At 50.1% G+C, this 23,557-nt stretch carries 17 protein-coding genes; 12 read left to right on the top strand and 5 right to left on the bottom strand.

All coding sequences use genetic code 11. The annotated features are described in order from the left end of the window. Positions 1-73 precede the first annotated feature (73 nt). The 3 genes from AAF564_00655 to AAF564_00665 all read right to left on the bottom strand — a co-directional run bounded on the left by AAF564_00655 (position 74) and on the right by AAF564_00665 (position 5,274). Complete coding sequence (locus tag AAF564_00655; protein ID MEM8484019.1) at positions 74-517, bottom strand: DUF4279 domain-containing protein; 444 nt, start codon at positions 515-517, stop codon at positions 74-76. Between the two features lie 65 nt (positions 518-582). Next, positions 583-2,130, bottom strand: coding sequence for a sulfatase (locus AAF564_00660; GenBank protein ID MEM8484020.1), 1,548 nt, complete (start codon positions 2,128-2,130; stop codon positions 583-585). 120 nt (positions 2,131-2,250) lie between these two features. Continuing rightward, positions 2,251-5,274, bottom strand: coding sequence for a vitamin B12-dependent ribonucleotide reductase (locus AAF564_00665; protein MEM8484021.1), 3,024 nt, complete (start codon positions 5,272-5,274; stop codon positions 2,251-2,253). Positions 5,275-6,048: 774 nt separating this feature from the next. On the opposite strand from AAF564_00665, the gene AAF564_00670 reads away from it, so the two are divergent. From AAF564_00670 to AAF564_00715, 10 genes are all read left to right on the top strand, one after another. Next, a complete protein-coding gene (locus AAF564_00670) occupies positions 6,049-7,584 on the top strand; it encodes a polysaccharide biosynthesis C-terminal domain-containing protein (protein MEM8484022.1) in 1,536 nt (511 codons plus the stop codon). A gap of 275 nt (positions 7,585-7,859) precedes the next feature. After that, positions 7,860-10,223, top strand: coding sequence for a T9SS type A sorting domain-containing protein (locus tag AAF564_00675; GenBank protein ID MEM8484023.1), 2,364 nt, complete (start codon positions 7,860-7,862; stop codon positions 10,221-10,223). 138 nt (positions 10,224-10,361) lie between these two features. Further along, positions 10,362-10,736, top strand: a complete 375-nt coding sequence (locus AAF564_00680; protein ID MEM8484024.1) for a hypothetical protein — start codon at positions 10,362-10,364, stop codon at positions 10,734-10,736. 61 nt (positions 10,737-10,797) lie between these two features. Continuing rightward, entirely contained in the window at positions 10,798-11,361 is a 564-nt protein-coding gene (locus tag AAF564_00685; protein ID MEM8484025.1) for a YqgE/AlgH family protein, read from the top strand. 187 nt (positions 11,362-11,548) lie between these two features. Then, a complete protein-coding gene (recG, locus tag AAF564_00690; GenBank protein MEM8484026.1) occupies positions 11,549-13,648 on the top strand; it encodes an ATP-dependent DNA helicase RecG in 2,100 nt (699 codons plus the stop codon). Positions 13,649-13,684: 36 nt separating this feature from the next. Continuing rightward, positions 13,685-14,413 carry a class I SAM-dependent methyltransferase gene (locus AAF564_00695; protein MEM8484027.1) on the top strand — a complete coding sequence of 243 codons (729 nt, stop codon included), beginning with the start codon at positions 13,685-13,687 and terminating at the stop codon, positions 14,411-14,413. 397 nt (positions 14,414-14,810) lie between these two features. Next, positions 14,811-15,434, top strand: coding sequence for a hypothetical protein (locus tag AAF564_00700; protein ID MEM8484028.1), 624 nt, complete (start codon positions 14,811-14,813; stop codon positions 15,432-15,434). Next, a complete protein-coding gene (locus AAF564_00705) occupies positions 15,424-15,786 on the top strand; it encodes a transcriptional regulator (protein ID MEM8484029.1) in 363 nt (120 codons plus the stop codon). The genes AAF564_00700 and AAF564_00705 overlap by 11 nt, the downstream gene beginning before the upstream one ends. A 118-nt stretch (positions 15,787-15,904) precedes the next feature. Next, entirely contained in the window at positions 15,905-17,179 is a 1,275-nt protein-coding gene (locus AAF564_00710; protein ID MEM8484030.1) for a DUF4153 domain-containing protein, read from the top strand. Between the two features lie 80 nt (positions 17,180-17,259). Continuing rightward, positions 17,260-17,679, top strand: a complete 420-nt coding sequence (locus AAF564_00715) for a VanZ family protein (GenBank protein MEM8484031.1) — start codon at positions 17,260-17,262, stop codon at positions 17,677-17,679. Between the two features lie 249 nt (positions 17,680-17,928). Here AAF564_00715 and AAF564_00720 read toward each other — a convergent pair. Further along, a protein-coding gene (locus AAF564_00720; GenBank protein ID MEM8484032.1) for an IS3 family transposase occupies positions 17,929-19,037 on the bottom strand; the annotation gives its coding sequence in 2 pieces (ribosomal slippage) (positions 17,929-18,785 and positions 18,785-19,037; 1,110 coding nt in all). A 470-nt stretch (positions 19,038-19,507) separates the two neighbouring features. Here AAF564_00720 and AAF564_00725 point away from each other — a divergent pair. Then, on the top strand, positions 19,508-21,958 hold the full coding sequence (locus tag AAF564_00725; protein ID MEM8484033.1) for a protein kinase: 2,451 nt from the start codon (positions 19,508-19,510) through the stop codon (positions 21,956-21,958). 444 nt (positions 21,959-22,402) lie between these two features. After that, positions 22,403-22,672 (top strand): phosphopantetheine adenylyltransferase, encoded by a 270-nt coding sequence (locus AAF564_00730; protein ID MEM8484034.1) that lies wholly within the window; start codon positions 22,403-22,405, stop codon positions 22,670-22,672. 273 nt (positions 22,673-22,945) lie between these two features. Here the strand turns inward: AAF564_00730 and AAF564_00735 are convergent. Then, positions 22,946-23,557 (bottom strand): hypothetical protein (locus AAF564_00735; GenBank protein ID MEM8484035.1); only part of this gene is annotated, 612 nt, incomplete at its 5' end.

Here is a 23,557-nt window from a genome sequence, read left to right on the forward strand (position 1 = left end):
TGGCCGTGTTTTTTTGTTTTTTTGCCGACTTGTCCATTTCCCATGGACTGCCTGATTATGCCTCTTCCCAACCTCAACTCTGAAATGAGACTTCCAAATCAAGCCCCAATTCGGCAGCAGCCTCCATCAACGTAGGTGTAATGATGATTGAAGCAGTTCCACCATCTTCACCATGCGGCGTAACGAAGCATGAAAGAGCAATGTGACATCCTGCCTCATGAAGCTGGCGCATACCCTCAGAACTTGCCTGCAAAGTCTTTATCCAATACGTGATCTGCTCTGGAAGTTCTTTGTTCTTCAACTCCTCGCTGATAAACTTTTTCCAACCACCCCACTCATGTTTGGATCTGAAGTATCGCTTGCTTCCATCCTGTCTTTTGATGAATTTGCGCGCCCCGCGCCGCCATGATTGGTCCGGCTCTAGATTAAGGCGGGTTGTAACAAGATCAGGGTCGAGGTCAGTTCCCAGGATCATCAACGTCGCGGAGCAGATGTATTCTGGGTCATCGTATTGCATAGGCTTCTTATCATAAATAGAGGCACAACAAGGCAACCACAAACCGATTTGGGCAAACTTTTTAGCTAAACATCTGGCTGTGCCGCACGCCACCCTTGTGCCCACTGGTTTGCTAACGCTTCGAGGGTGTCCTGGTAATTCGGCACACCGGCAAGATTGGTAGTCTCCTCTGGATCTGCACGCAAATCATACAACTCAGTGGCGGCAAATTCTTTGGTCTGCCAGTTGATCCATCGTACGTAGTGATACCGGTCGGTGCGCATGCTGTAGCCCATGTATTCCTCACCATCGGGTGCTGCCCAGATGCCTTCGCGCAAAAACTGACTGAACACCGCTGGCTTCCACGATTGATTGGGGTTATCGAGTAGCGGCACAAAGCTGTTGCCCTGCAGGTGCTGGGATACAGGCAATCCGGCCAGTTCACTGAGCGATGGATAGATATCTACAAATTCCACCATCTGATCAACCTGTAATGCATCTGCATGGCTGCCAGGGGCCCGGATGACAAGCGGTGCGCGGGTATCTATGTTGTAGTTTGTCATTTTACCCCAGCTGTTGTGCTCGCCGAGCTTCCAGCCATGGTCTCCCCATAAAACAACGATGGTGTTATCTGCAATGCCCAGGGCTTCGAGTTCGTCGAGGAGCCGGCCAACCTGTGCATCGATGTAACTCACAGAAGCATAGTATCCATGCTTTAGCCTGCGAGCGTCTTCAGCGCTAACGCCGCCATCAAATGGATGGGGCACCTGGGTAAAATCTGAGTACCCACGCAGTTCGCGCATGTTGTTGATAGCTACAACAGGGCCATCAGTTGGTACATCCGGGTTTATTGCGACAGGAATGGCTGCAGGATCATACATGTCCCAATAGGGCGCCGGCGCATTAAAAGGCAGATGCGGTCGGTAGTAACCGATGGCAAATAAGAACGGCTGATCCTGATCGTTGAGTTCTGCGAGTTTTTCGAGTGCTACGTCTGTTTGGGCGCCGTCGTAATAGACATCATCTGGCATTTCAACCCGCTCAGTTGAGCCGGCTTTCAGGTACCACTGCCCGTACTGGTCGATATACCGGGCTTCATTGCCTTCCGCCAGAATGGCTGTCTTGCGCGCTTCCTGGATTGCGACGTTATCCGGGTGGCGATAGACCGCATCCGGGTCAAAGGGATAGCCGTCGATGTGCAGCTTGGGTTCGCTCCACGACAGGTCATCCGGGATAGTATTGTGGTAGATTTTCCCAATGGCTGCGGTGTGATAGCCATGCTGTTTGAAGTACTGCGGCAGCGTAACCACATTGGGCAGTGTTTGCCGGAAGTCCGTTTGCAGGTCCCAGACCCGGAGCGAATCGGGACGCAATCCGGTCATGAGGCTTGCGCGTGAGGGATTACAGACCGCTTGCTGGACATACGCCTGCATAAACGTGACGCCTTCAGCAGCGAGCCGGTCGATGTGGGGTGTTTTGATGTGCGGATTGCCGTATGCACCAAGCTCTGGACGTAGGTCGTCTATGGCAATAAAGAGGACGTTGGGCGAGGACGTTTCCTGCGACTGATCCTGACAGCCAGAAAAGGGGGCAAGCAGAAGGCAGGTGGAGAACAGAACAAGTTTGTGCGTCATGGCCAAGGGGGATTAGGCTGGGTATAAACGCACGATACACATTTTGGTTAAAAAAGGAAACGCCCGATCTCCCCACCACAAAGAGACCGGGCGTCGCCTACCCTGCGATCAATCGCCTCCTCATCCACATCCGGTAGAAGCTCCACATGCTGGGCATGAATAACATGCACCTGAGCGCACGGTTATTGTACCACACACGTGGCACGGTGGAGCATCTGCCTGATTCTGAAAAGTTGCACCAGGCTTGACGGCAACTTGCGTTGCTTCGACAGGCTCTACTTTATCGAGTGTATTCAAAAACACCTCTAGTGTCTGGCCAACTAACGAGTCAGTTTTTTTTTTTGGATCGATTGTCATCTGTGGGGTATCCTGGGCTGGCTCACTGGGAGCAGCTTTGGCCTCCTGCACAGTGGCGTCAAAATCCTGGGTTTCCTCTTCCTTATTCTGGCCGAGGAATTTCAGCGCCAGATAGCGGAAGATGTAATCCATGATCGACTTGGCAATCGGGATTTGTTTGTTGTTGGTGAACCCGCTTGGTTCGAAGCGTGTGTGGCTAAACTTGTTGCACAGATCTTCGAGCGGTACACCATACTGGAGTGCAATAGAAATTGCCGTGGCAAATGCATCCAGCAATCCGGCCATGGTTGACCCCTGCTTGGCCATGGTGATGAAAATCTCACCAGGCATCCCTTCATCAGGATAAAGGCCAATGTGCAGGTATCCTTCGTGGCCGGCAACCGAGAACTTGTGTGTCACTGAAGGACGTTCATCAGGCAAGCGCTTGCGAATGGGTTTGTAGACAATCTTCTCGACGATCTTTTCAACCAACTCAGGCTCAGCAACGAGGGCACCATCACCTGACGTCTCAGGCACATCGTTTCCTTTGGTATTGCCCCCTTTACGGGTTGCAAGCGGCTGGCTACGCTTGGAGTTTTCACGGTATATGGCGACCGCTTTAAGTCCGAGCTTCCACCCCTGAATGTAGGCATCCATGATATCTTCAATGGTGCAGTCTTCAGGGAGGTTAACCGTTTTACTGATGGCACCAGAGATGAACGGCTGGGTAGCAGCCATCATCTTGATGTGTCCCATGTGATGAATGAACCGCTCACCATTGAAGGGCTTAAAGGCACAATCGAATACCGGGAGATGTTCTTCCTTTAAGTGGGGAGCCCCTTCAATGGTATCCTTGTCTTCAATGTAATCGAGGATTGCTTGCGTGTCCGCCTCAGAGTACCCGAGCCGAACAAGTGCCACCTGAACTGTATTGTTTACAATTTTCAGGAGGCCATCACCTTTTCCTGCAAGCAATTTGTATTTGACAAGCGCAATATCAGGTTCAATACCGGTTGTGTCGCAGTCCATCATAAAAGCGATGGTGCCTGTGGGAGCCAGTACTGTAGCCTGTGCGTTGCGATAGCCAAACGCTTCCCCTAGGGATACGCAGCGGTCCATAGTTTCCCGTGCTGCTTCACGCAGGTACGCTGGGCAGCTGGGATGTATATCCTCTACCGCGTCCCGATGCATACGCATAACTTCGAGCATCGGTTTACGGTTTTTCTTGTAGCCGGCGAACGTGCCAATTTTCTCGTTAGATGCAATCTCGGCGCTGCGTGCATACGCTTCGCCGTGCTCGATTGCCATGATGGCGGCCGCAACGGCGCGTCCTTCATCGCTATCGTAAGGCAGGCCCATCGCCATGAGGAGCGCGCCCAAGTTTGCAAATCCGAGCCCAAGTGGACGGTAGTCGTGTGAGTTCTTCGCAATGGATTTTGAAGGATAACCTGCGTTATCAACAAGGATCTCCATTGCAGTAATCAGCAGCCGGCTGGCAGCACGGAAGCGCTCAACATCAAAGGAGCCGTCTTCCATCTGAAACTTGCGAAGGTTCAGAGAGGCGAGGTTACATGCAGAGTTATCGAGGTGCATGTACTCGCTACAAGGGTTACTGCTGTTGATCGGACCAGAGTTCTTTACAGTATGCCACTTCTGGATGGTGTCTTCATACTGCATACCCGGGTCACCGCAAACATGGGTACCCTCTGAAATTGTATAGAGGAGGTCGCGGGCATCGATGCTACCTACGGGCTCACCACCTTTGGCAGCAAGCAGATCCATACTTGTATTGTCAACTGCGGCCTGCATAAATACGTCATTCGAACGCACAGACTGGTTAACATTCTGGAAAGCTACCGAGCCATAAGCCGGACCATTGAAGGAGCCATCGTATCCTTCTTCAATCAGGGCCCACGCTTTTCTCTCTTCTTCCTGCTTGGCCGTTACAAACTCAAGAATGTCTGGATGCCAGCATTTGAGGGTCTGCATAATTGCAGCACGGCGGGTTTTGCCACCACTTTTGATGGTACCACCGGTTGCATCCTGCACACGCATAAACGATACGGGGCCGGAAGGCTGTCCACCACCGGAGAGCTTCTCCTGGGTAGAACGAAGTTTTGACCAGTCTGCACCAACGCCAGATCCATACTTGAACAGGCGGGCGCTTTCCGACATCAATTGCCAGATATCGTCAATTGAGTCTTCGACTGAAATGATAAAGCAGGCTGAGGCCTGTGGGCGCTCATAGGGATCTACTTCAACAACGCGGTTGGAGGCGCTAGTCCATGCATAAATGGTTTTGTTGCCTGTGTCGCGCACACCATACTGGTGATGCAATCCAACGTTGAACCATACGGGCGAGTTGAACGCCGCGTACTGATTGATACATAACCAGGTTAGATCGTCGTAGAACCGGTCCGCGTCTGGCTTGGATGCAAAATAGTTTTGCTCCAATCCCCAATCAGATATGGTCCTGGTTACGCGGTGGACCAGTTGCTTGAGAGAATGCTCACGCCCCCCTTTAGCAGGGTCCTTGCCGGCGAATTTTACGTCGCCATAAAAATATTTACTGGAAACCACGTTTGTGGCCAGCTGGCTCCAGGTCGTTGGAAACTCAACGTCCTTCTGCTCAAAAATTGCTTCTCCTTTGTGATTCTTGATCGCAGCCGTCCGCTTTTCGAACGTTACAGAATCAAATGGATGCTCGTTCTCTGTGGAGAAAACCCTATCAATTTTCAACCCTTTGCGCAAGGCAACTGCTTGCGGCGCCTGAGTGAGCACCTTGTCTTTTTTTGTGGATGATCCCATAGGTGACAGAATATGCTTATTACTTGGGACAGACATATTTGCTTTGTTCGAAAAGTTTTCCGGGTACTGCCGTGGTGGTTACACGCCTTTTGTAATGCCAGCTGGATCCATAAGAGATGCCGTTGCAAGATCTCGTAGAAACGAATGCATGCGCCAGCGGATGGGGAGGAGCATGCTCGTTTCAGTAGCGTTACAATTGGCTTGAATAACGGCTATTAAAAAACCGTAGCAAACCGCATATGTCCGTTGAACAATACCACACATAATAAAAAGAGTACGGCAACAGATTGCAAGTACTTTTTTTCCACAAAAGCGATGTGTTACAAGTCCGTTCCAAATTGTTCGTTTTTGCATTGTATTCGAAGAATTTAAGCATTTTCCACCCTACCCTACCAAAGAAACCCACAAGATCTCCACATCCTCACGACCCTGTTTGGGATGTTATCCACATACCCACATTGTAAAGATCCTGTTAACTGATGCTATTTCAAAACAATAACGGTTTTAGAAGTTTACTTACATAGCAGCAGTCGTTACATCCCAATAGCTATAGGGAGAAATGCTTACTTTTTTTCGGCACTTTGGATTAAACCCATGCGCCAAACGCCTGCTACACCGCACTCCACAACCGAAGCAAAAAACAATCAACCTTAACCCTGTAACCTTACACCTACAACCCGGGCGCTACATTGTCACGCCGAACTTAGCGCCCCCGGATGGCGTATCGGTGCCGGCAGTAGATCTCCCGTAACTCCACAACTTTGCATCTTTCCTGTGGCCTTTTTTAGCCGAATCAAAAAACTCGCTTCTGAAACTGCGATCTACGGCATTTCCACGATTGTCGGCCGGCTCGTCAACTACCTGCTAGTCCCCATCTACCTGAATGTATTCGCCCCCGAACTCTACCAGGTGGTGATTCTTGTTTTCACGGCCTTTGCGGTACTCAACCACATTTACCAGCACGGCATGGAGGCAGCCTACCTGAAATACGCCTCCGGACAAAGTGATGCGGCCCAGGTCAAACAAACATTCAGTACGGCCAGCTACTCCCTGCTGGGCCTGTCGCTTTGCACATCCGGCCTGCTCGTGCTCGCGCAAAATCCGCTGAGTGAGTTGGTGGGTATTGGCCTGTCCTGGTCCTACCTCTTTTATTATGCCGCCGCCATTCTTACCCTCGACGCCCTGGCTATTGTCCCGTTTGCCGACCTCCGACTCCAAAACCGCCCCATCTACTTTGCGGTACTTAAGCTTACCAACATTCTCATCAACGTTGGCCTGAATCTCTTTTTAATTTTTGTACTCGATAAAGGCGTCGAGTCTGTTTTCATTGCGAATCTTGCTGCCTCTGCTGCAACACTCGTCCTGCTGCTTCCGCTGTATAGCAAACGGCTGGTTGCTGCTTTTGACGTCTCCCTTTGGAAGCAACTGATGTTGTTTGGCCTGCCGTTTATCCCAAGCGGTATCAGCTATGCCTTTGTAGACCGGGTGAACACCATCTTTCTCGACAAAATGCCGTCCAGCCGTGTGCTCGAATTATACGGCGACTACTTGCCGGCGCGCATATTGTTTGGCCCCGAATCCTCGACCCTGCCCACAGACTATATCGTAGGCGTCTTTGGCGGTATCTGGAAACTGGGTGTTTTCATGATGCTTGTCGCCCAGATGTTCAGGTTTGCGTGGCAGCCGTTTTTTCTGCAGCACGCCAAAGACCCGGATGCCAAACCGCTCTTCGCGCGCATCTTCACCCTCTACACAGCAGCCAGCCTGCTGGTCTTTCTCGCCATTTCGTTCTTTATAGATGAACTGGTCATGCTCAGACTGCCTAATCGCGGCACACTGATCCCGGAGACCTACTGGTTTGCGCTTTACCTCGTACCCGTCATTCTGCTGGCTTACTTCTTCCAGGGCTGGTATTACAACTTTACAGCCGGCGCCTACATAGAAAAGAAGACGCGCTACTTTGCCACCTGCACCTTCGCTGGCGCCCTGCTCGCACTGGGCATCAACCTGTTTGTTGTCCCACATTACGGCATGATTGCAGCAGCATGGGCAACCACCCTGGCATATGGACTCATGGCCTTCCTGCTCTACAACATCGTCAAGAAATTCTACCCGGTACCTTACGACTGGGGCGCAGTCGCCCGTTCTTGCTTGCTTGCGGCCAGTATTTTTGCAGCCTGGTTCTTGCGTCCAGCATTGCAAACCTTTGTCTTCGAGGTTGCCTTGCTGCTTGTCTTCATCGCCGGCTTGTTTGTTTTACGCGTCCTCTCTGCCAGCCAACTCCTCACATTCGTCAAAAACCGCAGGTAAACGCGCACAAAAGCTTGTGCATCTGCCTGTCCTACAGTGTATACTATTCTAAACAAGTTCAGCACGGACTACGCCTGCTTTTACAGCGGAATCCGTTTTCTTGCACTGTATAGCTACAATGCCGGCAACCAGACGCAACCAACACCGCAAAGGCACACCCTTTGCCTCTATGCAGCACAAGAATGATAACCAGGCGCATGCCCATCCATTGATTATTACCTGCACCATGCGCTGCCGTACTGTTTAGCTGCACTGTTTATATGCCCGGAAGCACCATGCGTATTTCTCTATCCCTTTGCCTTGCTGCCTTATTCACCGTTTGCCTAACACCCGCCGTCGCGCAGGACGCCACACGACAAATACCCGATACCCCGCGCAATTCGGAAATCAACGCACCGGACGTATTGCATATCACAGACCGACTGGCGCAAACGCCGGCAGCCCGTGAAGCCCTGCAAGTTTTTCAGGCCAACAAACAGACAGCAACCCAAAAGGCTGGCACAACAGCTATACGGCAATCTCTCGGCGACCGCGCCACGTTCCGCGTTATGAAAAACGTGGCTACCAACCCGTCATGGGAAGAAAAAAGCTTTACGCTCTCAGCAACCAGCGCCGTCGCCAATATTTGGGTTGAAGATGGCGAACTGAGCCTCGGTAATGTCTCGGATGCAGATATCGTTGCGCTGGAAGATGCCCTGCTTTTGTCGACGCCCGCCGCATCAGTGGATCCGGCCCGAGGCATTGTGGAGAACAACAATTTCTATTTTGGCAATCCGCCCAACATCGATGGCGATGGGCAACTGGATATTCTGTTGTATGATATTTCTGAAGGCGGATCCAACAACAATTTTTTTGTCGCCGGCTTCGTCACTCCCGAAGACCTTTCACCAACTGGCAACGGCAACTTCAAGGACATTTTATATCTGGACACCAATCCGGGCATATCAAGCCGGCCGATTACGTCGGTACTGGCAACGGCAGCCCATGAGTACCAGCACCTGATTCATTACAACTACGACCTGTTCGAGCAGACCTTTATAAATGAAGGCTTGTCTGAATGGGCAGAAGTGATGAATGGCTATCCCTCCCGCACCATGTCTTTCCTGAGTGACCCGGCTACCTACAACATTCGGCTGCTCGAATGGGAATCTGGCGATAACATTCTACTTGATTACCAGCGTGCCGGCCTGTTTACAGGGTATCTGGCAGAGCGGATGAGTCCGGAAGCCCTTGGTGCAATCACGAGGAATCCTAACCGGGGGCGGCGCGGATACGAAGAGATCATCAACCAGCAAGGTCTCGACTTTGAGGAGTTGCTTAAAGACTACCACACAGCTAACCTGCTAAACAACGGCAGCCTTGACCCCGCTTTCCAGTACCTCAATCCTACCTATGCCAATATTGGCACCATCCCAACGACAGAAGTGGATGGTCAATTTGCTACAGAAACCCCGACAACAACAACTTTTATTGAAGCCGGCGCGGTTTCGTACCTGGTCTGGGACAACGTGGCTGACTTCGTTTTAAACATGGATACCATAGACCCGTTCGATGCGCTGCGGGCGCGCATTGCGGTTCGGGTGCTGCTTGAAAAAGCAAACGGGGAGACGAGCTTCGAAGACTTACCCCTTCCGCTGGAAGAAACCTACTATGCCGGCGACTACGCGAGCCTTACCCTGATTGTTACCCACGTAAAAGCTGAACTTACCTCGCGTGTTGGCCTCACCTATAACGCACAATGGGGCACACCAGTAAACGGAATCGCAACCGCTGTGCAGTTTGACAACGGGCAGGTTGCATCAGATGGCTTCTTCTCGCTCGGATCAGATGCTGACGGCGCCGTAGCAACCCGGTTCGACGTACCCGACGGTGGGCAATCAACCCTCCAGGAAGTTAGCCTCTCACCGTACTTTGTTAACCAGTTTAACAACTCGACCGTACCTGACGACGCACCACGAGACCTCACCCTCAAAGTATGGGAAACAGGCAGTGACGGCCGGCCCGGTGCAGAGATTTTTTCATTGGCAGTTACTGACCCCAGAACAACAGGCATCAGTTCTTCAGCATTGAACCACTTCAGCGTAGACCTTACACCGTACCAGGATCAGTTGTCCAATTTGCCTGCTACCATTTTCATCGGTTATGCAGAAGCCGGCAATGATCCAAACTACATGGTGGTTGGCGCGTCAACATACGCCACAGAAGATCGGTCTTTTGTTGTTTTGAGTGATGGCAACTGGGGCGCCCTTTGGGATATCCAGTTCTCAGACAGCGGTGCACAGGAATTCCCGCTGCAAAATACCGTGGTCCCTGTCCGCGCACTGTTTGTCACCACGTCGCTACCCGTTGCTATTGATGATGAGGTGTTGGCAGATAACCGTTTCGAACTTGCCACAAATTTCCCAAATCCGTTTCAAAGCCAGACGACAATCCCGTACACGCTGCCAACGGCCAGTGCTGTAAAACTGGTGGTTTACAACGTACTCGGACAGGAAGTACAAACGTTGATTGATCAATTTCAGCCGGCTGGCAATTATTCGGTAACATTCCAAGCTGATTCCTTGCCCAGCGGGTTGTATCTTTATACGCTCGAAGCCGGATCAAACCGACAAACGCGCCGCATGACCGTTGTGCATTAAGTAGTATATTAAAACTGCACCAAAACCCTCATCGCATACAACAGGCGATGCACTGCACCATACTTAAACCAAAAAGCCTGGAGAATGGCTCGCATAATACAAACCGGAGACACCCCTGCAAAGCGGAGAAACGCAAACATGCGTTCATGTGCTGAAGTACTTCGCCTGCTGGCGCAGCGCAGTTCTTTTGATGATGAAGCAAAAGACATGACCGCCTTTCTGATTTTCAACCTGCGTGAAATCTATAAAACCATCGATGAAAGCGCGCAGGCCTGGGATGAACGCAACTACTGGAAAAAAGCGGAGGGCCTTCGCGAAAAATGGCGCTGGACCCGCATCATTTCGGACAAACTGACCAAGCTCGTTGTTGCCAACAAATGGCAGCGCGTCCCCGAAGCCATGTTCGAACTGATCCCGTACTTTCAATCCATTACCATCGTCAAACTTACCCGCGACGCAGATTGGTGGATGGGCGCACACACTGCACTACTTAAGGAGCAAAAAGAAGGGTAAGCCGGAACGTTGATCCCGTGCGACGTTTAACGGAAAAACTTTCAGTCAACCCAAGGGGCTCATGGCTCTTTCCGACATGGCGCCGGCAACAGGTACCCTCCTGATTGCTCCGCCTATGATGCAAGATCCGAACTTCAAGCGTAGCGTTGTGTTGCTTTGCGAGCATGGCGTTGATGGTAGCTTTGGCCTCATTCTTAATCGTTCTATTTCCCTTAGCCTCACCGATGTTGTAGAAGGCATGGACCTCTACACTGGCCCCCTTTGCATGGGCGGCCCGGTACAACCCAACACCTTGCACGTGCTACACCGGTACACCACCGGCATGGGCGAGTCTATTCAGATTGGCAACCAGATTTACTGGGGCGGCGACTTCGAGACCATCCAGAAGAAAGTCGAGAACGAGGTTACTTCTTCAGATGACATCCGCTTCTTCCTCGGCTACGCCGGCTGGACGCCCGGCCAACTCGATGCCGAGATCGAACAAGACAGTTGGATCATCGCCCCGGCCGACGACCAGGTCATTTTCCCCGAAGACCCCGAAACCCTCTGGGCCAACACACTCCGCCGGCTCGGCGGTGAATACGCCCTCCTCGCCAACTTCCCCGAAGACCCAAGGCTGAATTGAGTGAGGAGTGAGGAGTGAGGAGTGAGGAGTGAAAAAAACGACCCTTCGAAACTCAGCGTTCCTTGTTCAGTGTTCGACATTCTACTCTCGGCCTATGCCATAAAGCTGACACCCTCCCGCATTAAACTCCTATCGTCCTTATATTCCCCTTTACCACAGCCGTCTTTCCAAGGCATAGCAGCACATCATGACGATCGACGTTTTCCAGGAATCGCTTCAATTCCTTAAAGGAGTAGGCCCAAGGAAATATGAGGTACTGGAAAAAGCAGGGGTTACCAATTACCGCGACCTGCTTCAGTATTACCCCCGGCGCTACCTCGACCGGTCAACAGTGACACCGATCAAGAGCATCACCCCCCAATCGGGCGCGGTAACCGTCGTTGGACGCGTTACGAAAGCGGGCATGGTGCCGATGCGCGGGCGCTCGCGCTTTGAATTGGTTGTTGAAGATGAAAGCGGTGGACGCATCAAGTGCGTGTGGTTTAACCGGGCCGGCTGGATTGCCAAAGTGTTCAAAGCCAACGAACGCGTTGCCTTCCACGGCAAGCCACAGTTGTACGGCCGGCAATTCTCGCTCACCCATCCCGACTTCGACAAACTCGACGCAGACGGTGCCTCTCTAGAAACTGGCCGCATCATCCCCCTCTACCCCGGCGGTGCTGCATTTGACAAGGTTGGTCTTTCCAGCCGCTCTTTCAGAAAAGTGGTTTATGGCCTTATCAAGGAGCATGGCCTCAGGCTACCTGAGATTTTGCCGGCGTGGATGGTCGAGCAATACAACCTCATGGAAGGCCGCGTTGCGCTACGAGCGGCACACTTCCCCAAAAACCAGCCCGAGTTGGGCAAAGCACGCGAACGACTCAAATTTGAAGAACTGCTATTCATCCAGCTTATGCTTGGCGTAACCCGACAGGTAAAGCAAGAAGTTGCCGGCAGCGTATTCAACAAAGAAGGGGACTACCTCAAACGATTCCTCGACGAAGTGCTGCCTTTTGAGTTTACCAATGCGCAAAAGAAAGCCCTCAACGATGTTATAACGGATACCAAAAGCGGACACCAGATGAACCGGCTGGTACAGGGCGACGTCGGCAGTGGCAAAACGGTGGTTGGCGTTGCCGCTATGCTGCACGCCCTCGACAACGGCTTTCAAAGCGCCTTTATGGCACCCACTGAAATTCTGGCGGAGCAGCATTACGCCAACCTCAAAAAATACCTCGAGCCGCTCGGTGTTGAAGTACGCCTGCTGATTGGCGGTCAGCGCAAAGCTTTGCGCACAGAAATCCTTGAGGATCTTGCAACAGGCAAAGCCCAGGTAGCCGTAGGTACGCATGCAGTCATACAGGATGGGATCGTATTCCAAAATCTCGGGATGGCGATTGTCGACGAACAGCACCGCTTTGGCGTTATGCAGCGGGCAGCGATGTTGCAAAAAGGCAACAACCCGCACATGCTTCTGATGACAGCCACACCGATTCCCCGGTCGCTTGCGATGACGCTATACGGTGATCTCGACGTCACCATTATGGACGAAATGCCGGCCGGCCGCAAGCCCATTGAAACCAGCCTCCGCACAGAGAAACGACGCGAAGAAGTTTACGCCTTTATTAAAGAACAATTGCGGGAAGGCCGGCAATGTTACGTGGTTTATCCGCTGGTTGAAGAGAGTGAAAAACTCGACCTCAAAGATGCGGAATCGGGCTACGAGCAACTGGTAGAAAAATTCCGACCCTATAAAGTAGACCTCGTTCACGGCCGGCTCTTTGCCTACGAAAAAGAAGAGGCCATGGATCGGTTCAAAAACGGGGAGACCGATATCCTCGTTGCAACCACCGTCATCGAAGTTGGCGTCGACGTGCCCAATGCCACCGTTATGCTGATCGAGCACGCTGAGCGGTTCGGCCTCAGCCAACTCCACCAGCTCCGCGGCCGCGTTGGCCGGGGTGGCAACCAGAGCTATTGCATTTTGATGGCAGACCATAAAAGAACCGCCGAAGCAGAAGAGCGCCTGACCACCATGGTCAGCACTACAGACGGCTTCAAAATTAGCGAAGCAGACTTGAAGCTCCGCGGCGCCGGCGACTTTTTTGGCACCCGACAAAGCGGCCTGCCCGACCTGAAGATAGCCGACATCACCGTCGACGTCGAACTGCTTGTGCAAGCACGTGAAGCCGCATTTGAACTCCTCAAACGAGACCCACACATGCGCGACCCCGAACACGAACTCACCCGCGCCTACTTTCAGGCCTTTTATCACCACCGCAGCCTTGGGTTTGCACGGGTTGGGTGATTGGTGTGAATGCAGCACCCAAAACAAATCCCACACATGACCACCAAGAAATCCAGTATCGCTGAAATCCGCGCGCGCTTTGACAATGACGTAGAGCGCTTCTCCAACCTGGAAACTGGCCAGCAAGCTACTATCGATGCCCCGCTCTCCATGGCGCTGATTACCGAGGCAGCTATTGCGGCGACGCCCAACATCACCCATGTGCTCGATATTGGCTGCGGCGCCGGCAACAACACCATCAAACTGCTCCAGCAATGTACCCATGAGGCAGTGCATTGCGATCTGCTCGACCTCAGCCAACCGATGCTCGACAGGGCTGCAGCGCGTGTTGCTCCACTCACGACGGGCACCGTCCAAACCTTTCAGGCAGACTTCCGGGCGGCTAAACTACCCACCGAACAGTACGATGTAATACTCGCCGCCGCCGTATTGCACCACCTGCGCGATGACTGGGATTGGCGCATCGCCTTCGAGAAAATCTACGCACTTACCGCGCCCGGCGGCAGCGTATGGATTACAGATCTCGTCAGCCACGAACACGAAGCCATACAAGCCTTCATGTGGCACCGGTACGGAGACTACCTGGAATCACTCGACGGCCCTGCGTATCGAGACAAAGTATTCGCCTACATCGAAAAAGAAGACTCCCCACGTCCTGTCACCTACCAACTGGATCTCCTCAAACAAGCCGGCTTCGACCACACAGAAATCCTCCACAAGAACTCCTGCTTCGCCGCCTTCGGCGCCATCAAGTCTACGTACTAGGGCAAACACTGCGTGTTTGAGGTTGAAGGTTGCTGGTTTAAGGTTGAATGTTTTGTCGTGTACCTTGATCGATCTATTTGGCGGTACCAAAGGCGGCTTCTCTTACTGACGCCACACCAAGGCTATCTAATAAAACCCATCCACGTTCCAGAGAACAGGCTATAGTATTCTTTGCACCGGGTTGCCAGCATATTCCCCTCCCCTGGAGGGGTGCCCGAAGGGCGGGGTGGGTTAGCGAAGTTAGCCCACCTACAGAACCCAAACCCAGCCTTTCAAGCACATACAGCACAGCTAAACCGCACGGGGAGAGCCTATACCACCCTTAAAAAAACCACAGCCCATCCGAAACTCAATTCACTTTGCATCGTAAAGCGCTTTACAGACACCTTATTTTACTATGACACAAGACCGAGATCCGATCAGCCGAAGCACCCCCGAGCGACCGCCGGCAACACCAGAGCCGCAGGCAGAAGAACAGTTAAAATTCATCCGCGACGTGATGGCACGCAGCGGTACCTTTACGGCAGTCCCCGGCTGGGGTGCTGTTGCTATGGGCGTTTGCGCACTCATCGCAGCCTACATTGCCAATACAACAACAACCCGGGAAGCATGGCTTATCACCTGGATGGTTGTTGCTGCCACGGCAGCCCTGCTGGGGACGGTGGCACTGATCATGAAATCCAGAAAAGCACAGGCACCGCTACTTAGTGGTCCAGGTCGGAAGTTTTTAGTCAATTTTCTGCCACCTCTGTTTGTAGGCGCAGCGATGACCATAGCCCTCTGGCACGCGAGCGAGCCGCGATTGCTGCCCGGCACCTGGATGCTGATGTACGGCACCAGCGTTGTTGCCGGCGGTGCATATTCCGTCAGAATCATTCCCATTATGGGCATGCTTTTTCTCGGCCTTGGCGCTGCAGCACTCTTCCTGCCCTTTACCTGGGGCGACCCCTTGATGGCAGCCACATTTGGCGGCCTTCACATTGCATTTGGACTCATAATCGTGAAAAACCATGGCGGATAAACCAACCCGGCGCAAACCCCGTATGCGGCGCAAAAAAGGAGAAACCAGCATAAAGTCGTTTCCAAGCGCACTCGACAAGCTGATTCACGAACGCATCCGGCTTGGCATTGTGAGCGCACTTGCAGCAAGCAATACGCTGACATTCAACGAACTGAAAGAATTGCTCGGCACATCCGACGGCAACCTGAGCGTGCACGCACGCAAGCTGGAAGACGCGGGCTACATCAAAGTGGAAAAGTCATTCGACGGCCGCACCCCAAAAACCGAATTCAGCCTGCTCGACAAAGGGCGCGATGCCCTCAACGACTACCTGAACCAGATGGAGCAGATTATTAAGATGACGAAGGGGTGAGGGAAGAGTTTGGAGGGAAGAGTTTGGAGCGAAGAGTTTGGAGGGAGGATGTGCCTAACGAATACACGAATACACGAATACACGAATACACGATCGTACGGAATCACGTAAGAAAACGATGTCTATCAAACAAACCATAGAATCTAATCTGGAAGATCCGGAGGCGTTGGAGAAGCTTTACCGGCAGTCTCCCGAGCATTTCACGAGAGAATTCGACGCCGTTTTTCACGCCAACCCGTCCTCAACCGTACTGGAAGTCTGGCAGGCACGGCTACAATTCGACAAGCCAATGCGCCAGCGCCAGGGCACGTCGTTTCTGCACCGGCCGAGCGAAATTATGCTCATCATCCTGCTCGCACTTGTGAGTGGTACCCTGGCAAAACTCCCACATTTTTTCGGGGGGATCGACGAAGAGATGTTCTACCCGCGCAACCTAGGTTTTTTTGTGCTGCCGGCGCTGGCCTGTTATTTCATGTTCAAAAATACCGTTGAACGCTCCACCGTCATTGGCCTCAGCCTCGCCATCGGCGGTGCGGCGTTGTTTATCAATGCCATGCAGATTGATTTGGATCAATCGGATACTATGGTGCTTGCCTGTATCCACCTGCCATTTTTTCTGTGGACTTTAGTCGGGATTGCTTTTGCCGGTAATAATTACAGGGCCCTCGCGCCGCGCATGGATTACCTCAAATTCAACGGCGAAATGGTCATTTATACCGTTTTGACATTGATTGGTGGTGGCATCCTCACCGGCATAACCCTCGGACTCTTCAACGTGATTGGCCTGCGCATTGAAGACTGGTATTTCAAAAACGTAGTGGTTTACGGCGCAGTGGCTGCCCCACTTGTCGCAACTTATGTAGCCATCCAGCGCCTGGAATCGGGACAGCGATTGGCGCCAACCTTTGCCAAAATATTCAGTCCGCTCGTACTGATTACCCTAACGATCTTTTTGATTGCCAATGGTATTCAGGGCAAGAGTCCTTTTACCGACCGCGATTTTTTAATAGTCTTTAACGCCATGTTGATGGGTGTACTCGCCATCACAGTTTTCACGATCTCGGAACGGCCCACCAGCGAAACCCGGATCGTGAGCGACTACATCGCAATCGCGCTGGTAGTGGTTGCCCTCGTGGTGGATATGATCGCGCTCTCTGCCATTGTATTCCGGCTGGCCTCGTACGGCCTGACGCCAAACCGACTCGCTGTGCTCGGCGCCAACTTGCTGGTATTTGGCAACCTGGCCGGCATCCTGTATTACTACGCCGGCTTCTTGCGCGGCAAAATGGACATGCAGGTTGTCGAAAACTGGATCACCCGCTACCTGCCGCTTTATGCGGTCTGGACGATATTCATTGTGTTCGTCATGCCCTTTCTTTTCGGGCTGGCCTAAAATCAAATGCCGATTTTCGAGTGACGAATGCCGCGTTTTTTCGGTGCAATTCGACACTCGGCACTCGGCACTCAAAAATCATGTTTCTAAGAATTGTAGTTATCGGCTTCACCGCCTTTGTTGCGTGGATTATCCACGTGGCTAACACGGGGGGCTCCAATATTATTCTGGATACGGTGCACACTATACCTGCCGGCGACAAGCTGGGGCACTTTTTTGTGATGGGCACCTTTGCCTACCTGGTCAACCTGTTGCTGGCCTGCAAGACGTTTACGCTCGGTCGCTTTCGCATCCTCAACGGGAGCGTCATCGTGCTGGTCTGTGTGGTGCTCGAAGAAATAACCCACATGTTCATCCGCACCCGTACGTTTTCCTATCTGGATCTACTCAGCGATTTCCTTGGCATTGTGGCTTTCAGTATCCTCGCTGTCAAAACATATCCCTACATCGCAAACCTGCTAAATCGCGCATCGCAACGTGGGCTGGATACCTCCATGTGATGGGCCGGAATTATACAGAATTAGTCGGCATAAGACTTCGTCACCTCTGCTAAACACATGTTTATATATTACTTACCTTATTGACCTCAGGAGAGTTATACCGATTCGAAACCAGAATTATGCAGACTATTTCTGTATAATAGTAGTTACGTGTATCACTGGTACGGACCGGGTATATGGATAAGCTTTGACCTATTGTAAGCTTCCCGAAAAACAGGAACGATTGAAGTTAGAAAAAAACAGGTTTGGTTACTGCATAAAACATGGGTATTTCCCAGGGTCGGATCGCTGGCTCAGAAACCTGCGTGGCGATTTGTATCCCAGGCTGTCATGTGGCCGCTCATGGTTGTAGCTCCACATCCACTCCCGACTGAGCGCCGTTACTTGGGAGAGATTCTCAAATAAATAGCGATTCAAAACCGCTTCTCGGTAGGTTCGGTTAAAACGCTCTACAAAGGCGTTCTGCGTTGGTGAGCCTGGCTGAACAAACTGCAACCGGACGCCATACTCCTTGCTCCAGTTTTTCATGTACCCGGCAATAAACTCTGGCCCGTTGTCTACCCGTATCGATTCTGGTCTACCTAGCCACTGCACCAGGTTCGATAATTCTCGCACCACTCGCTGGCTGCGAATGGATGTGTCGATTGTCATTGAGAGCACTTCCCGGTTGAAGTCATCGATGATATTGAGCACACGAAAACGGCGTCCGTTTACCAGGCTGTCAGCCATAAAGTCCATCGACCAACTGTAATTGGGCGCCAGAGGCTGAAGCAAAACCTCCTTAACACGCGCTGGCAATCGTTTCTTATGCTTACGGCGGTGTTTCAGCCGCATTTCACCGTAGATGCGATAAACACGTTTGTGATTCCACTGATGATCGTTTTCTCTCAGGTAACGGTACATCTTCCAGAATCCCCAATCGGGATGCTTATCTGCCAGGCCCGAAAGCTTATCAACGATAAGAATATCATCGCGTGGTTTGCTGCGGTAGTAGTACCCCGATGTACTCAGACCAATGAGCAGACAGGCTGTGCGTACGCTTATTCCAAGCTTTCGCAGGTAGTCAATCCCGTCTCGCTTCTCTGGCGGGGTTAGAACTTTTTTTCAATGAGGTCCTTGAGCGCATCGCGTTGCAAGGCCACGTCAGCATACATTTGCTTGAGCTTGCGATTCTCTGCCTCAAGCTCTTTGAGCCGCTTCAGCTCCGAGGCTTCAATACCTCCGTACTTGCTTTTCCAGTTATAGAACGTCGCCTGGCTGATGCCGTGTTCGCGGCACAGATCTGCCACTTTGATTCCAGCCTCGTATTGACGCAGGATTTTCAGGATCTGGGTCTCGGTAAATCTGGACTTTTTCATAGCTCCCCTAAATTAGAAAATTACAGGTTCAATCGTTCCTGTTTTTCGGGGATAGGTCACAACGACCTGCCCTCAGTGGCTGGCGGATTATGGCCGGGCCGTTATGCGGCTGTTTTCCGGTTGATCTATTCTTGACAGTTTACCGTCTTGTATTGTTACCGTCTTGTATTGTATTTGGAACGACAGGATTTATAATCATGTTAGCGCACTGTGTCAAAATTTGAATAATGATTTAAGGTATATATGAGTCCTCCCTGACAGCCTCACGATGTAGATTGAACCCTCTGTCTCGAGATCCATTCTTATAATTGCTTCATTGCTTTTCAGTGCACAAATAATCATCGCTATTCTGACATTAGGTATTTGCTCTTGAATTAAGTACGATTCGAGTGCAGGTCTTGCCAAACAAGCAATCGAAGTAAGACTTAGTAGATTACTGCGAAAATAGAAAGAAACAAATAACCAATACCATGGCGAAAGATAATAATTGGATTAATCGATTTATTCATGGCAGTGAAGCAAGACAATTATTGGCTTCCGTATTAGAGGCGTCAGGATTTAAGATAGTAAATATTGTAAAAGATGAGCATTCAGAATTATTGTGGGGATTTATTGTAAGCCCAAGCTCTGACCACGTTGAAATTTTAAATACGTCAAGAGAAATTCTTGTCTGGGCTTCTGAATTTGCTGAGTTTCAGGCAAGGACTGTGATGAGAGCTCAAGAAATATTGAGTGAATATAGGCCTAGGCTCAATGAAGGTTTTGTTTTATTGTTTGGTGCAGATAGTGACACTTTTAATAAAACCGTCGAAATTTCAGAGAAAATACAGATACACTGTATAGGCTTTTCGTTTACTGAGGTGAGAAAGATGGCTCCTCAAGGAGAGGATGACCTCATCAGAAAGTTACAAACTAGATTTTACTCTAAAGATCTGTATAATATATCGACTGCAATTAAGACTTTAAAAGGCTTCTTTGGAAGGAAGAGTTTAATATCAGAATTATCGGACAACTTAAAAAGCGGAGATGTGAATATAGGTCTATTTGGCCTGAGAAAGATGGGTAAAACATCTCTTATCTACCGAATAATTGACACCCTAAAATCCAATTCTGCAATCTTTTATGCTCATGTAGATGTGCAACTCATTGATTCAGTTAACTCAACTGGAGCTTACTTATTGTGGAGTATCGGAGAACATTTAATTGACTCAAATAAGAAGCTAAGAAAGAAGAGTTACCTTAGACTGTTTGGGAAACATGAGTTTTTTTCAGAAATACTTAACCCAGAGTCTGTGTATGAATTGTTTCTTCATGACATTCGTCAAATTATATCAAGTACGAACTCGAATATCATTATATTATTTGATGAAATAGAATTAATGTCTCCAGAGTCACCAGGATCACAATGGGGTAATGATTTCATAAGAATATGGAGATATCTTAGGGCTATTAGCCAGGAGCATCGTGGACGGTTAAGTTTTTTTGTTACTGGTACTAACCCACATTGTATAGAGCAAAACAAGCTTGATGGACAAGACAACCCTGCGTACAATTTCTTTAGCAAATATTATTTACCATCTTTAAATGTTGAGGAATGTGAAGAGCTGCTTTCAACTCTTGGACGGCAAATGGGACTAAACTGGTCGAATGATGCTTTAATTGAAGTAGTTCGACTTGTGGGAGGCCATCCCTTTTTATTAAGAAAGTTTGGCTCAATAATCCATAGATCGCTCCTTCCTAGAAATACTGAAATAGTAATTACGCCAGAAACTGTCAAAAATTTGATTCAAGAACTACTGATTGAGCTAAATTCTGATCTGAGCCAGATGATTGATGTGTTGGCTGATTATTATAGTGACGAATTTTACATTCTTGAAACCTTCGCATTGGGAAAAGTAGGTGAGTTCAGAGAACTTGTAGATGTATTTCCAAACGATGTTGGCCACTTAGTAGGATATGGATTAATCGAGCGAGATTTTGCAGGAGCAAGCTTAAATATTGAGCTTTTACAGACTTGGTTGCAACGACAGCATGCCAAAAAATCAAGAGACTTGCTTCATGTTTCGAACAGTGAATTTCTTCCGCGCGGAACACAAATCGAAAATTATGAGATTATAGAATCCATTGGTAGGGCTGGAGGGTTTGGAAGAGTCTATAAAGCAAAAACTGAATTAGAGGGTAGAGAAAGAGAGGTTGCTCTCAAGATTTTATATCAAGGATCATTATTAGGTTTACAAAGGGAAGTTGACGTGTTGGCAAACATAACACATCCGAATATTGTCAAATTCATAGATCATGGTCGACTTCCAAGTGGGCCATTATATTTAGCAATGGAATTGTTAAATGGCCCTACGTTACGTAGATATTGTCAAAGAGCTTCACGTCTTTCTGAAACTCAAGCAAATAATATACTTACTGACCTGCTTAACGCATTGATTTCTTTCCATCCAGATGAGGAGAAACTACAGCAGCTTAGATCCAAGAGCGAATTAAAACCGGAAGAACTGTCAGAAATAAATAGAGCAAGACATGGTTATGTTCATAGAGATATTAAACCAGAGAATATTATCCATACTCAAAAGAACGGAGCTGTTTTGATAGATTTTGGGATTTCCGTGCGTGTGTTAGATGCCGTAGTTACTAGAAAAGCTACTGAAGGATACTTGCCTCCGGATGGTGTACATGGTCAATGGACAACGGATGTTGACCTTTATCAACTTGGCATTACTATGTTGCAAGTAACTGCAGGTGTAGAATATAATGGCACAAACATAGATGATCTAAAAAAGATTGTAGATGGGGAACTAGGCAATCCTATTAAATCGGTTCTATTAAGAATGTCATCATCTAATCGAGGTGATAGATATGATTCTGCGAAACAAGTTTTACAGGATTTATCTGGAAAACTGGCTCTTCATTAAGGCTTTAATTAGGATTACAATCTCTTCACTCTATCATTTCGCCACATAACAAAGGCATGCGCTGCCGACCCATACTGTCTGCTGCGCGACCAGTTTTGGCGGGCAATGCCCAAGTATGTAAGCTTCCCGATTTTCTGGCTCTTCCCCACTTTGCGTGCTGCCAGAATATGTTTGATTGGGCCCTGAAAGCCCAATTAAGTCGCATTTAGATAGTTAGAGCCCCGATTCTTCCCCAAGTAGGACATATTAGAATTCTTAATCTCAGAAACATGGCGTTCGATTCAAAAAAGGGCGTCCAAACGCTGATTTTTGAGCGTATTCGCCCTTTAGAATTCAAGTTGCTTGCTTACAGATAAAATGTGTAGCACGCAAAGTGGGGAAGAGCCTGTTCTTCGGGAATCTTACAAATGGAGGTAAACAGTGCGGTACATCATCACAGGCTCCTTGATCATCGTTGCCATTATACACCTACTGCCTCTATCTAGTGTAATAGGAAATGAACGCCTATCTGCACTTTATGGTATTTCTTTCGATGAGCCTAATATAGAGATCTTGATGCGTCATCTGGCCATGCTGTTTGGGTTACTCGGCTCCTTCTTATTGTATGCAGCCTTTGATAAATCTTTGCAACTCCTGGCTTTTCTTGCAGGTTTTGTGAGCGTTGTATCATTTATGTGGCTTGCCTGGTCGGTTGGTAGTACAATGCGGAGATAGAGCGTGTATTTATAGCGGATGTAATTGCATTAGTGTGCCTACTTGCTGGGATGGCAACTTATTTAGTCTTGACAAGAAGAGAAAAAAGCCCGGTAGCAGAACACCACGAACTTGGTTAACAGTATCTGCTTAAAGCTGCATAACAGCTCTAAGGAGGAAAAAGGCAACCAGAGCAGATTACGACTCAAAAAGGCACACCTCTCTCCTGCGAAGCCGGCTTCGTTATGCTGGTCAACGCCCTATCCAGTCTCCCACCGGCACCCAAATACTAGCCTATTGTTGCGCAGCCATCCCCCTGAGCACGGCCGCGAGCTTGCCCATACGTTCAGCATCGCCACCGAGCTCACGGGCTTCGATCAGCACGACATCAGCCTCAAGCATTGCCGCCAGTTCGTTTAGCCGCATCGCCGAAGCATTGCCGTTGAGCACCTGTTGCACCTCTTGGGCGCGGGTGTTCAAAATGCGGTTGGCGCGCACCATCTGATCTACATACGCCTGCGCGACATCCACCGACGGCTCCCACTCGACTTTGGGCTGGAGCTGCGCATTGAACTCATCCATCACCACAGCTTCTGCCGCGCGGATTTCGGCCGCAGAAAGGTGCTCACCTGGAGTGAGACGAAGAACATCGATGCCCCGCATGATTTCAGCACCGTAGAGCCGGCCATTGAACCAGTATGTTGACCAGTAACCGCCAGTAAAAAGCGTATCGGCAGACATCGGGCCACGATCGAAGAAGGCAATCTCAAACGGATTCTCCGGATCCGTGAAATCCATTAGGCTGAGCCCACCCTGATACCAGGCCTGGGCCATGATATCGCGCCCAGGGACCGGAATGAGCGAGCCGTTGTGTGCAACGCAGTTCTCGGTTTCAGTCTGTGGCAC

Source organism: Bacteroidota bacterium, from assembly GCA_039111535.1.
Classification (GTDB): Bacteria; Bacteroidota; Rhodothermia; order Rhodothermales; family JAHQVL01; genus JBCCIM01.

Coding starts and splice junctions, on each gene's coding strand:
- AAF564_00655 (MEM8484019.1), bottom strand. CDS start 517: ATGCAATACGATGACCCAGAATACATCTGCTCCGCGACGTTGATGATC.
- AAF564_00660 (MEM8484020.1), bottom strand. CDS start 2,130: ATGACGCACAAACTTGTTCTGTTCTCCACCTGCCTTCTGCTTGCCCCC.
- AAF564_00665 (MEM8484021.1), bottom strand. CDS start 5,274: ATGGGATCATCCACAAAAAAAGACAAGGTGCTCACTCAGGCGCCGCAA.
- AAF564_00675 (MEM8484023.1), top strand. CDS start 7,860: ATGCGTATTTCTCTATCCCTTTGCCTTGCTGCCTTATTCACCGTTTGC.
- AAF564_00680 (MEM8484024.1), top strand. CDS start 10,362: ATGCGTTCATGTGCTGAAGTACTTCGCCTGCTGGCGCAGCGCAGTTCT.
- AAF564_00685 (MEM8484025.1), top strand. CDS start 10,798: ATGGCTCTTTCCGACATGGCGCCGGCAACAGGTACCCTCCTGATTGCT.
- recG (MEM8484026.1), top strand. CDS start 11,549: ATGACGATCGACGTTTTCCAGGAATCGCTTCAATTCCTTAAAGGAGTA.
- AAF564_00695 (MEM8484027.1), top strand. CDS start 13,685: ATGACCACCAAGAAATCCAGTATCGCTGAAATCCGCGCGCGCTTTGAC.
- AAF564_00700 (MEM8484028.1), top strand. CDS start 14,811: ATGACACAAGACCGAGATCCGATCAGCCGAAGCACCCCCGAGCGACCG.
- AAF564_00705 (MEM8484029.1), top strand. CDS start 15,424: ATGGCGGATAAACCAACCCGGCGCAAACCCCGTATGCGGCGCAAAAAA.
- AAF564_00710 (MEM8484030.1), top strand. CDS start 15,905: ATGTCTATCAAACAAACCATAGAATCTAATCTGGAAGATCCGGAGGCG.
- AAF564_00715 (MEM8484031.1), top strand. CDS start 17,260: ATGTTTCTAAGAATTGTAGTTATCGGCTTCACCGCCTTTGTTGCGTGG.
- AAF564_00725 (MEM8484033.1), top strand. CDS start 19,508: ATGGCGAAAGATAATAATTGGATTAATCGATTTATTCATGGCAGTGAA.